We start from the raw sequence: 12054 nt of genomic DNA on the forward strand, positions 1-12054 counted from the left end.
ATGACGACGCTTCGCATTCTCAATTGGATCAACGGCCAGGCCAGCCACGCCTCGAGTGAAGGATGGCTTGAGAAATTCAATCCGCACAGTGGCGAACTCCTTTATCACGTGGCTGACTCCTCGCAGGGTGATGTTGAGCAAGCGATAACGGCAGCGCGTTCGGCGTTCCCAGCCTGGGCGGAGCTTACACCCGTAAAGCGCGGCCAGATTCTGATGGATATCGTCGCCCTGATGAAGCGACGTTCCGATGAGCTGGCGGAATGCATTGCGCTTGAAACGGGCAAACCTCCCCAGGACGCCAAAGGTGAGACGGGCGGAGCGATCATGCAGGCGGAATATTTCGCCGGCGAGGGTATGCGCCTATACGCCCGGTCGCTCACCTCAGGCACGCCCGGCAAATACAGCCACACAGTGCGCCAACCTCGTGGCGTAGCCGGCCTGATCGTGCCGGCAAATACGCCGATCGCCAATATCGCATGGAAGACTTTTCCTGCGCTTATTTGCGGCAACACGGTGGTTCTAAAAGCTGCCGAGGACTCTCCACGCATAGCCCAACTCTTTGCCGAGCTGACCAAGGAGGCGGGATTGCCCGACGGCGTATTCAACGTCGTACTTGGGCGTGGCGAGCCGGCTGGCTCGACGTTGGTCGCAGACGAGCGGGTCGACATTATCAGCTTCACGGGCTCGACCGGAGTAGGCCGCAGGATTGCGGAAGTCGCTGGAAAGCGTCTCGCACGTATTTCTCTCGAACTGGGCGGCAAGAACCCCTTCGTCGTCTGTGATGACGCCGATCTCGATCAGGCGGTGCACTGGGCGGCGCTGTCGGCCTTCAGCAATGCCGGCCAGCGCTGCGCCGCCGGTAGCCGCATGCTGGTCTTTAAATCGGTCTACGAGGAGTTTCGGAACCGACTGACCGCAAAGGCCAGAAGCCTCAAGCTGGGTGTTGCCGCCGGATGCGATCTCGGGCCGCTCGTCAGCCTCCGCCAACAGCAGTCCGTGTTTTCCGCCATCGAACGCGCAAAAGAACAAGGCGGCCAGGTGCTTTGCGGGGGGCGCACACCGGACGCACCGGAGTTGGCCGGAGGCTATTATGTCGAGCCTACAGTTATCGATGGCCTTGCCACCACGTCGGATCTCAGTTGCAAGGAAGTCTTCGGTCCGGTGACGACACTCCATCCCGTCGGCAGCATGACCGAGGCGCTGGATGTAGCAAACGCCACGGAATACGGATTGACCGCTGCTGTGCACACCCGCAACGTCGATCGCGCGATGTGGTTCGCCCAAAGGGTCAAAGCCGGCGTCGCCAATGTCAACATGGGTACGTATGGCAGCGAGCCGCACATGCCGTTCGGCGGCTTCGGGTCGTCCGGGAATGGCACGCGCGAGCCTGGAGTCGAGGCGCTCGATGTGTATTCGGAACTGAAAAACATCTCCTTCCTTGTCCGCCCGGGGATGCTTTGATCATGACGACGAAACCGCGCTCTGTTGCCTTTATTCCCGCACGCTCTGGTTCAAAGCGGGTACCCAACAAGAATGTCCGGCCGCTGGCCGAACATCCCATGATCGCCTATTCGATCCGCGCCGCCATCGACAGCGGCGTTTTTGACGCGGTTATCTGTGCAACGGACAGCGAGATTTATGCGGACATCGCCCGCCACTATGGCGCCGAAGTGCCGTTTCTGCGCGCCGCGGAGATCTCCACCGACAAATCGCCGGATATCGAATGGGTGGTTTGGATGCTGGAACAACTTCGTGCCGAAGGGCGCGAGTTCGACATATTCAGCATTCTGCGCCCCACCAGCCCGTTTCGTCTTCCAGAGACGATCCAGCGCGCATGGCAGCAGTTCACGGCCGATCCAAGAGCAGATTCTCTTCGCGCAATCGAGAAATGCAAGCAGCATCCCGGCAAGATGTGGATCATACGCGAGAACAGGATGCTCCCGCTAATGCCATTTAGCATCGGCACGACGCCATGGCACAGCAGTCAGTATGCGGCTCTGCCCGAAGTCTATGCGCAGGATGCCAGCCTTGAGATTGCGTGGTCGCGTGTCCCGCTCGAAAGCAACAGCATCGCCGGCGAATCGATCATCCCTTTCGTCAGCCAAGGCTATGAAGGCTTCGATATCAACGAACCGGACGACTGGTGGATGGCCGAGCGATTGCTGGCAACGCAATCGGCGGTTCTCCCAAATATCTCAATCAACCCCTATAACCTATTGAATAGACCGGAGTAAATCGTGGGCGATCTCGTAGGACAAGCGGTAGAAGGCACCCTTTATTACCTGCCATATAAGGAATTCCAGCGGGTACGTGCGATCAACGCGCCTCGCGAGCAGAGAGCAGCTCTATTTTCTGACATGTGTCGCCTGAACGCGCTCTACATGATCGGTCGGGCCGGCTCCGGTCATATAGGCAGCAGTTTCAGCAGTCTCGATATCGTCAGCTGGCTTCTCCTCGAAGGAATGACGGGCGATGATGTCTATTTCAGCTCCAAGGGGCACGATGCGCCAGGCTATTACGCGGCACTGATTGGCGCCGGTAAGCTCGATTTCGAGCTTACCCACAAACTTCGCCAGATTGATGGTCTGCCCGGCCATCCCGACGTCGGCACCCCGGGCATGGTGACAAATACCGGCTCGCTCGGCATGGGCGTCTCCAAGGCCAAGGGCATGGTGATTGCGAACAGGCTGAACAACCGCCCGGGGCGCATCTTCGTGATGACCGGCGACGGCGAACTTCAGGAAGGCCAGTTCTGGGAATCCCTGGTCTCGGCAGCCAATTCTGGGCTGCAGGAGATTACGGTTATCATCGATCACAACAAGCTGCAGTCGGACACTTTCGTGAAGAACGTGTCTGACCTTGGTGACCTTGAGGCAAAGCTCAGGGCGTTTGGATGGTGTGTCGCTCGCTGTGACGGAAACGATATCGCTGCTTTTGCGGCCACCCTGGCCGCCATCCAAGACGATCCGCGTCCGAAGGTTATCGTTGCCGATACCGTCAAGGGCAAGGGCGTCTCCTTCATGGAGCACACGTCACTGGATTCCGATGTGGCCATGTACCGCTTCCACAGCGGCGCGCCTGATGCGAGTAATTATCGCGCTGCCGCGCAGGAAATCATGGATCGTCTGCAAGCCAATCTGAGCAGCGCCGGTATCCCCCGGCTGGAGTTTGAAACGCTCGAGCGGCCTGCATCCGCAGCCCCGTCGGAAAAGGCTCAGCGCCTGGTTGCCGCCTACAGCAAGGCTCTGATCGCACAGGCTGAGAAGCATTCGAACCTCGTTGCCCTTGACGCAGACCTGGTGCTGGATACCGGCCTCATCCCATTCCGCGAGCAGTTTCCCGATCGATTTGTCGAATGCGGTATCGCAGAACAGGATATGGTTTCTACAGCCGGCGGCATGGCGCTGAACGGCCTGCTGCCGATCGTCCACTCATTCGCGTGCTTCCTGTCGACGCGGCCAAATGAGCAGATCTACAACAACGCCACGGAAAAGACGAAGATCATCTATGTCGGCTCCCTTGCAGGTGTCGTTCCCGGCGGCCCGGGGCACTCGCATCAATCCGTTCGAGATATCTCGGCGCTGGCAGCCATGCCCGGGATGGCGCTGGTGGAGCCGTCTTGCGATGCGGAAGTTGGTCTGCTTCTGGATTGGTGCGTGAACGAAGCGCCTGGCAGCAGCTATATCCGGCTGATTTCGGTACCTTGGGAAGTCGAGTATTCGCTTCCGGCCGACTACCGGCCGACAAAGGGCCGGGGACTCACCTTGGCCGAAGGAGAGGACGTCGCCATCATCGGTTACGGCCCGGTGCTCCTGAGCAATGCGATCGCCGCCTCAAAAATGCTCGCTGAAAAGCACGGTGTCAGTGCCAAAGTCATCAACCTGCCATGGCTCAATCATGTAGACGCGGAATGGCTGCGGTCGGCAGTTTCGGGCTGCAGGGCAGTAGTCTCGCTTGACAATCACTACGTTATCGGTGGACAGGGTGACGCAATTGCCAGGGCGATGGTGGAGACGGGCGGTAACGTGCCAGTAGTTTGCTTGGGCGTAGGTGATGTCCCTCCAAGTGGGACAAATGCGCAAGTTCTTGGCGCATTGGGCCTCGATGCAATGGCCATCGTCGAGGCTGTAGCAGCAATGTCGATCAAAGTAGGGTCATAGCTTATCGTAGTAGTTTGCCCATCTGCGAACCTCGCTGGGGCGGTCGATCAAGGAAATAAACGGGCGTGAGGTTGGTGCACCTCTCGCGGATTGGTTTGAATGACGTCAAAAAAAGCTCTGATCTGTGGCATCTCTGGGCAAGACGGCACGTTTTTGGCCGATCTGCTACTGCGCGAGGGTTATGAGGTTATAGGCACGTCTCGAGATGCAGCGACAGCATCGTTTCGCAATCTTGAGCGGCTTGAACTAAGGGATCGCGTACAACTTGTTTCGATGGCGCCGACGGACTTCCGTAGCGTGCTCCAGACGCTATCGCGATTCCAGCCCCATGAGATTTACAATCTCGCAGGCCAGAGTTCTGTCGGCTTATCTTTCGAGCAGCCCGTCGAAACGATGGAAAGCATTGCTTTTGGAACTTTGCATATCCTGGAAGCCATCCGATTTCTCGGTCTGGATATGCGCTTTTACAATGCGGGTTCAAGCGAATGTTTCGGCAATACCGGTGGACATCCGGCTGATGAGAACACACCTTTTCGCCCCCGTAGCCCCTACGCAGTGGCCAAGGCCGCTGCGCAGTGGGAGGTGGCCAACTACCGTGACGCCTACGGGCAGTTTGCATGCACAGGCATACTGTTCAACCATGAATCACCTTTGCGACCCGAGCGATTTGTCACAAAGAAGATCGTCTCGACGGCCTGCAAAATTGCCCAAGGTTCGAAACAGAAGCTGAAGCTCGGTAATATAGAAATTACACGAGACTGGGGCTGGGCACCCGAATATGTTCAGGCCATGTGGCTGATGCTTCAGCAAGAGATTCCTGATGATTATGTAATCGCGACAGGTCGCAGCCATAGTCTCGAAGAGTTTCTGGACAAGACCTTTCGCCGGCTTGGGCTGGAATGGCAAGAACATGTGGAAACGTCTGCTGAGTTTAGGCGTCCCTCAGACATTGCAGAGGGCCACGCCAATCCCGCAAAAGCGAGAGCTCAATTGGGTTGGACTTCGACGTTGAGTCTGGACGACATCATCGATCGGCTCGTGTCTCACGAGCTTTCGTCTGCATCACCGTGAGTTCCCGTAAATGATCAAAGGTTTTATCTCTCGCTGTCGCCGATATCTGAGCCGTCTCTATCATACCGCGCGCAGCGACTCAGCCCCTGACGGCGAACTTGGCTGGCCGCATGTCGTGGTTACGACGAAGTTTTGGAAACGGGCGCTTACCGAAACGAAGAAGGGTGACGTTGTGCTGATCGCTACAACGGTCAGCGGCTTCCATGCCGGTGTGTTGGTTGAGAGCCTCCTGGGAATTGCGCTGACGCTTCGCGGAGCGCGTGTGCATTATTTGATTTGCGATGCGCAGATGCCTACCTGTCTGCAGGTTCACCAAGGCAAGATCGAGAGCGTTGACATCGTCACCGACTATAGGATGAAGGATAAGGTCTGCCCTGGCTGTATAAAAAGAGGCGCAAAACTTCTTGAACCACTTGGTCTGCCGATCATCCGATATAGCGATCATCTTTCCTCAAGCAGAGCCCGCGAACTGCGCGATCTTGCTCATCGGATCGATCTCAATGAGATACCGGACTACGTACACCATGGCGTCAATGTCGGACAGCACGCCTTGTCAGGCACACTCCGGTTTTTTTCCCGAGGCCACCTGCCGCCAACACCGGAGGGCCAGGCGGTTTTGAGGCGCTACTTCGAAGCCGCCCTCATTACGCAGGAAGTCACGCAATCTGTAATCAATGTGCTGCAGCCGAAGGTAGCTGTCTACAATCATGGTATCTACGTCCCACACGGAGTGATCTCCGACGTTGCGCGCAGCAACGCAATTCGTGTCGTCACTTGGAATGTGGCGTACAAGAGCAAGTGCTTCATATTTTCGCATGACGACACTTACCACCACACGCTCATTGAAGAGCCTACGTCCGTTTGGGAGAATATCTCACTCGACGGTAAGCTGGACAAAGAGCTCGACGCCTATTTGAAGAGTCGCTGGTACGGAACGAGCGACTGGATCTGGTTTCACGATCAGCCTCAGCACTCACTAAAAGCCATAGAGGATGAAATTGGTATCGACTTTACCAAACCAGTAGTCGCGGCGCTGACCAACGTATTCTGGGACGCTCAACTGCATTACAAGGCCAACGCCTTCAAGGATATGCTGGAATGGCTTCAGGCAACGATAGCTTATTTCGGCACCCGGACTGATCTTCAGTTGGCCATTAGAATTCATCCTGCTGAAGTGCGGGGGGCGATTCCGTCTAAGCAGCCACTTGTTGAAGAAATACGGAAGCTATTCCCGGAACTTCCGGCCAATGTGTTTATCATCCCGCCTGAAAGCCAAGCCAGCACCTACTCCCTCTGCGAAGGTTCGAATGCTGTAATCATCTACGGCACTAAGACCGGCGTTGAGATGACAGCGAAAGGCATCCCTGTCATCGTAGCCGGCGAGGCATGGATACGAAACAAGGGGCTGACACTCGATGCGGATACTCCTGAAAACTATCTGCGCTTACTTGAAAAGCTTCCCTTGGATTCACGTATGAACGAGGCCCAAGTCAGCCGGGCGCGGAAATATGCCTATCACTTCTTTTTCCGGCGCTTTATCCCGATGGATTTTGTCAACGAGGACAAGGCATCGCCGCCGTACAAGATCGAGCCCCCGACGGCCGAGACGTTGTTGCCAGGCGGTGATATTGGACTCGACGTTATTTGCGATGGGATTCTTCGGCGAACGCCGTTCATCTACCCTGCGGAGGTTCAATGACGCTTCTGGCCAAAATAGCAAAATTGCTACGCCCAGCAGTCCTCGAGACTACGGCGAGAGTCAGGTTCAATTCTTATGAGCAGGGCGGACGCATCCCTTGGTCGGAGGGCTATTCTAAATATCGGAGTGCGCTCGTCACCAGCGTCCTTAAGTCACCCGACGTACTCAGCGCTTTTGAAAATTCCCTGCCGCTGCCCGATAACTTCGGATTTAAAATTGATGAAAGGGTCGTTGAATTGCCCTGGGTCGCGTCGCGTCTAGGGCCGGGCAACAGCGTTCTCGACGCCGGGTGCGCTTTCTTCAAATATCCAGCAGCAAGGGAACGAATCTCCGAGCACAATTCGGTTACCCTCATTGCGCTCGATGCCAAGGATATGACCTTCGATCTAAAGGCGCGATCGGTTGATCGAGTACAAGCTGACCTCCGCGAGATTCCCCTGCCCAGCGAGTCCTTTGACAACGCCATATGTATTTCCACGATTGAGCACGTGGGGATGGACAACACGCAGCTGTATACCAGCAACGATATGTTCCGGGAAAACAAAGCTGATGACTATTTGAAGGTTGCCTCGGAGTTAGCTCGCGTCATAAGGACCAACGGCAATCTTTATATTACGGTTCCATTCGGCAAATTTAAGAATCATGGGTGGCTCCAGGTTTTTGACGGTGCGATGGTGGACAGGCTGATCTCGAGTACCGGCTGTCAGCTAATCGCCGAGACCATATACCGGCATGGGCCAACGGGCTGGCAGCTATCTAATAGGCAGACGTCCGCAGACGCTATCTACTTCGATGTCCATTCGAAAGACGCCGATGCCCGTTCTTCAAATCTTGCTGCCGCAGAGGCGGTGGTGTGTCTGCATCTGAGGCGAATATGACAACATACATCTACATGCTTGAATGGCATAAGACATCCAGTCCGGCATTCCATCGCATATTCGTCAACTATCTCCGCGGCAGTACTGATGTCGTGGAGGTTGTCTGGGATGGCAAGTCGATCCGTGACGAGTGGAAAAATATCGACGCCGAGTCTGCGTTCATTTTCTGTCAAAAACGGCCGCCGGATCATCACTTTAAGAAGTACCCTCATGCTCGCGTTACTTGGATTCCCATGTGGAATAACGTGATGCAGATGAATCACACGCAATGGGCAAGGCTTCCCAAGCACTACAAGATCATCTCCTATAGCCCATCAATCACGGCACCTGCCCGAAGGGCGGGGCTTCGGGTGCTTGAGGTTCAATATGTCCCCGATGTACCAGCCGATGGCGAGATCAGCTGGTCTGATGGCAACATCCTTTATTACTGGAACAGGGTTGGATTGGTGAAGCCGGATGTCCTTGCGAAGATTTGCAAGGAACTCGATGTAAAGACGCTGTACTTCAAGCCCCGTCTGGATCCGGGCGTCCCGGAGGACCGGGGGTACCAGGTAAGCGACATTCCGGTCGACATTCCGGTCGTGGAGGTGCCGTTCTTCGATGACCCAGCGGAAGCCGACCAGTTCGTGCGCCGTGCCAACATCGTGATAGCGCCGCGGCCTGTCGAGGGCGTTGGCCTCTCTTTCCTGGAGGCTATGGCGCGCGGCTGCACTGTTCTTTCGGTGAAGCAACCGACGATGACGGATTACATCGAGGATGGTGTCAACGGGATATTCCTTGAAACTGTCACGGACGCCGCCGCCGGAGGCACACCCATGACGGCGCTGCTCGTATCCCCGGATCAGGACTGGGAACGCCTTCGCAGCCTGAACATGCAACAGCTGGGTAACGCTGCCCATGCTGGCATGTCCAGAAGTCATGCAATTTGGATCGGAGATCAGGAGCGCCTGAATGACTTCGTCTTCGATCCCATCAACATTGGCATGGATGAGGGTATTCTGGGCGAATTGCACCGGCTCATACCTGAAGCGCAGACATCTGCCCGTTTCGACGCATTCTATGCGCGCAAACTCCGCAACCTCAGGGAGCAGATACATCCCACGGGTGTCCTGGACAGGCGAATCGTTAAGGCGTCTGACGGAGCAAAATACTACGTGAACATGGGCGATCGCATGGGATGCGATTTCTACTACGGCGTCATGACCGAGGTCCAAGACCTGCGGGCCTTCCTCGGTGCAATCAGACCGACCGACGTTATCATGGATATCGGCGCGAATATCGGCCTTTATACGGTAGCCAGTGGTCTGGCTCTTGGAGGAAAAGGCAAGGTTTATTCATTCGAGCCCGATGCCCGTTCGCTAAAACTTCTTTCGGAAAATATCCAGTTGAATTCGCTTTCAGACAAAGTTCGCGTGTTCGACTACTGCATAGGGAGCCACAATGGGACGACCAGTTTCAGCTTGTCGTCCGAACCAAGCTTGAGTGGAATGAGCGACACTGGTCGCGCACGTCAATTTGGCGAGGTTACTCTCCCCATCCACACGGTCGATTGGGTCGTCGCGGAAAACGGTCTGACAAGTGTCGATGCGATCAAGATAGACGTTGAGGGCCATGAACCGGAGGTTCTCGAAGGTGCCATGGAAACGATCGCGAAATTTCAGCCTCTAATCATGCTGGAACTGACGCACAAGAACCTGCCGCGGTCAAAGCACGATGAGATGTTTCTACTCCTTGCACGGCTCTTCAAGAGTGGCTATACCTGCCGCCATCTGTCGGCGAAGCAGGACGAGTTCCTAAAATTGCCGAATGCGAAGGCTATTTTCCGAGGGCTGCTCAACGGCAACTACTTCTTCATAAAGGAAGGTTCTCCGAAGCTGAAGAAATTTGATGCGCAAATCGTGTCAGCACGGCTGAACTATTTCCCGTTCAAGGAACCGCCGGTGTTTAGGCTTCTCGAAAGATTGCGTAATCGGCGCAACGCCCAGCAAATATTCAGAACGTATGCCTTGGAGCTCATCAACACCCTCTCCAAACGAGGCTAGGGTGGCCGTACGGCAACGTTTGCAATAGCGAGAATCGAGTGTCTAACAACGAAATTATCATCCGCCCGCCCAAGCTTCTCGCGCAGTTCAGCGTCCGGGAGCTTTGGGAATGCCGCTCCCTCATCTATTCGATGATCAGCCGGCAACTCAAATCGGAGTTCGATCAGCAGTATCTAGCGTTCGTCTGGCCGGTCTTCCGTCCCGTACTCATGGTAGTCTTGTTCACCTTGTTCAGGCATCTTTCGGACGCGAAGACCGGGGTCTCAATACCTTATCCTTTGTACGTGTATTCGGGGCTTGTTCTCTGGTTCATGTTTACAGAAGCGGTGATGCAGACCGCCGGTTCTATCCGGCGCGAAGCTGATATTGTGAAGAAGATCTATTTCCCCAAAGTGATCGTTCCCATCTCCGATATTATTTCGAATGTGGTGATATTCTCGCTCAACGTCGTGCCATTGGTGCTGATGATGCTGTATTATGGGGGCTTCCCCGGACTGAAGATCCTGCTGCTGCCGGTCTTCATCCTGCAGTTCGCCAGTCTCATTTTTGGGCTTGGCTGTCTGTTTGCTGCTTTGGGCTTGCAGAGCAATGACTGGGAGCGCTTCCTAGGGTTCGCTCTCTATGTGGGTCTCTTCGTTTCTCCGGTTATTTACGCGCCGGGGATGATCCCAGCGGATTTCCAGACGCTCTACGCCCTCAATCCAATGGTAGGAACGTTAGGCGCCTTTCGCGCATGCCTTTTTGCTGATTGGCCCTTTCCACTTTATGATTGGACGATAGCGGCGATGGTTAGTTTCGCTGTCGGTCTGATCGGTTTCATTGCGTTTCAACATATGGAGCGCCACTTTGTTGATAGGTTGTAAATTTGTCTGAGCTTGCAGTTGAAGTGAATGGCCTCGGCAAGTGCTACTCAATTGAGAAGGCTGGCATTAAGGGCGGAAAGTGGCGGCGTCTCGCGCATAAGTTGCGGTTCGGGGAAGATGAATCCAGTAAGTTCTGGGCGCTGCAAGATGTGAATTTTTCGGTTGAGCCGGGTCAGAGAGTTGGCGTTATTGGCAAGAACGGCGCCGGCAAATCGACGCTTCTGAAGATAATGTCGCGGGTTTCCTATCCGACCGCCGGTGAAGTGCGAATTCGGGGGAGCTTGGCGTCGCTGTTGGAGGTAGGAACCGGCTTTAACGATAATCTTACCGGACACGAAAATATCTATCTTAACGCGTCACTGTACGGCATGAGCCGCAGCCTTATAGCGCAGCGGTTCGATCAGATTGTTGCGTTCTCCGAGATCGGCCGGTTCATCGATACTCCGATCAAGCATTATAGCAGCGGGATGCGCATGCGGCTGGCGTTCTCGGTTGCGGCTCATCTTGAACCCGATATCCTGCTTTTGGACGAGGTTCTCGCGGTCGGGGACATGTCGTTCCAGCAAAAATGTCTTGAACGCGTGGATGAGTTGACGTCAGCAGGCAAAACACTCTTCTTCGTCTCGCACAGCATGGATTCGGTTCTCCGCTATTGCACCCGATGCCTCTGGATCGACGGTGGGAAACTGCGGATGGACGGCGATACGCGCGAAGTGACCGAGGCCTATGTCGAGGAAGTGTTGAAGGTTCGCTCGGAACGAACTGTTGTGTCAATCGGGGCGATTGATGGGCCCAGCACGGCGGATAGCCAGCACGAGGTCAAGGCCGAGTCAACCGGCTCGACCGTCGCTCGAGAAACCATCGAATATCGAGATGGGGCGGAGCTGGTTTCCGCGAGGATCATTAATGCCACCGGAAACAAGGCGACGCTGGTTTCCGTCGCTGAGCAGGTTGGGGTAGAGCTGGTCTACGATGTGAAGGGTCCTGGATTTTATGCGCCGGCAATCCATGTCTATTGTCCATCGGGTACGCTGGCATTCGCTGCCACGCACCCGAGCACTAACATCGCCGACTTTGAGAAGGGCCAGCCGACTCGGGTAAAGGCGGTGGTGTGGATGCCGGCTCATTTGTTCAATATTGGAACGTATTCGGTGAGCCTTGTCGTCTTCAGCCCAAAGGAGGCGCCGTTCAAACGGTACTTTTCTGAGGAAAGATATTTGTCCTTTCACGTCGTGGAATCCGCTATTGGGGAGAAATCCGCTCGAGGCCTGATGCCGCGGCAGTTTCCTGGGCCAGTCAGGCCGCTGTTGGATTGGTCCGTAAACGATGTTGAACGATAGG

The 12054-nt window shown here is 55.4% G+C and carries 9 protein-coding genes; all 9 read left to right on the top strand.

The window, feature by feature from the left end:
• The 9 genes from J3P73_RS04765 to J3P73_RS04805 all read left to right on the top strand — a co-directional run bounded on the left by J3P73_RS04765 (position 1) and on the right by J3P73_RS04805 (position 12053).
• Complete coding sequence (locus J3P73_RS04765; protein WP_130716790.1) at positions 1-1461, top strand: aldehyde dehydrogenase family protein; 1461 nt, start codon at positions 1-3, stop codon at positions 1459-1461.
• Positions 1462-1463: 2 nt separating this feature from the next.
• Positions 1464-2234, top strand: a complete 771-nt coding sequence (locus J3P73_RS04770; RefSeq protein ID WP_130716792.1) for an acylneuraminate cytidylyltransferase family protein — start codon at positions 1464-1466, stop codon at positions 2232-2234.
• Between the two features lie 3 nt (positions 2235-2237).
• Positions 2238-4160, top strand: a complete 1923-nt coding sequence (locus J3P73_RS04775) for a transketolase C-terminal domain-containing protein (RefSeq protein WP_130716794.1) — start codon at positions 2238-2240, stop codon at positions 4158-4160.
• A 99-nt stretch (positions 4161-4259) separates the two neighbouring features.
• Positions 4260-5231 carry a GDP-mannose 4,6-dehydratase gene (locus J3P73_RS04780; RefSeq protein ID WP_062942528.1) on the top strand — a complete coding sequence of 324 codons (972 nt, stop codon included), beginning with the start codon at positions 4260-4262 and terminating at the stop codon, positions 5229-5231.
• A gap of 10 nt (positions 5232-5241) precedes the next feature.
• Positions 5242-6930, top strand: coding sequence for a capsule biosynthesis protein (locus tag J3P73_RS04785; RefSeq protein ID WP_245002711.1), 1689 nt, complete (start codon positions 5242-5244; stop codon positions 6928-6930).
• Positions 6927-7808 (top strand): class I SAM-dependent methyltransferase, encoded by an 882-nt coding sequence (locus J3P73_RS04790; protein WP_130716796.1) that lies wholly within the window; start codon positions 6927-6929, stop codon positions 7806-7808. The genes J3P73_RS04785 and J3P73_RS04790 overlap by 4 nt, the downstream gene beginning before the upstream one ends.
• Positions 7805-9850, top strand: coding sequence for an FkbM family methyltransferase (locus tag J3P73_RS04795; RefSeq protein ID WP_130771135.1), 2046 nt, complete (start codon positions 7805-7807; stop codon positions 9848-9850). The genes J3P73_RS04790 and J3P73_RS04795 overlap by 4 nt, the downstream gene beginning before the upstream one ends.
• Positions 9851-9888: 38 nt before the next feature.
• The gene (locus J3P73_RS04800) at positions 9889-10713 is read left to right on the top strand and encodes an ABC transporter permease (protein WP_062942531.1); all 825 of its coding nucleotides are present in this window, start codon (positions 9889-9891) and stop codon (positions 10711-10713) included.
• 2 nt (positions 10714-10715) lie between these two features.
• Positions 10716-12053: an ABC transporter ATP-binding protein gene (locus tag J3P73_RS04805; RefSeq protein WP_130716800.1), complete on the top strand. Its 1338-nt coding sequence runs from the start codon at positions 10716-10718 to the stop codon at positions 12051-12053.
• Position 12054: the final 1 nt, after the last annotated feature.

Source organism: Rhizobium ruizarguesonis (assembly GCF_017357285.1).
Taxonomy (GTDB): domain Bacteria; phylum Pseudomonadota; class Alphaproteobacteria; order Rhizobiales; family Rhizobiaceae; genus Rhizobium; species Rhizobium ruizarguesonis.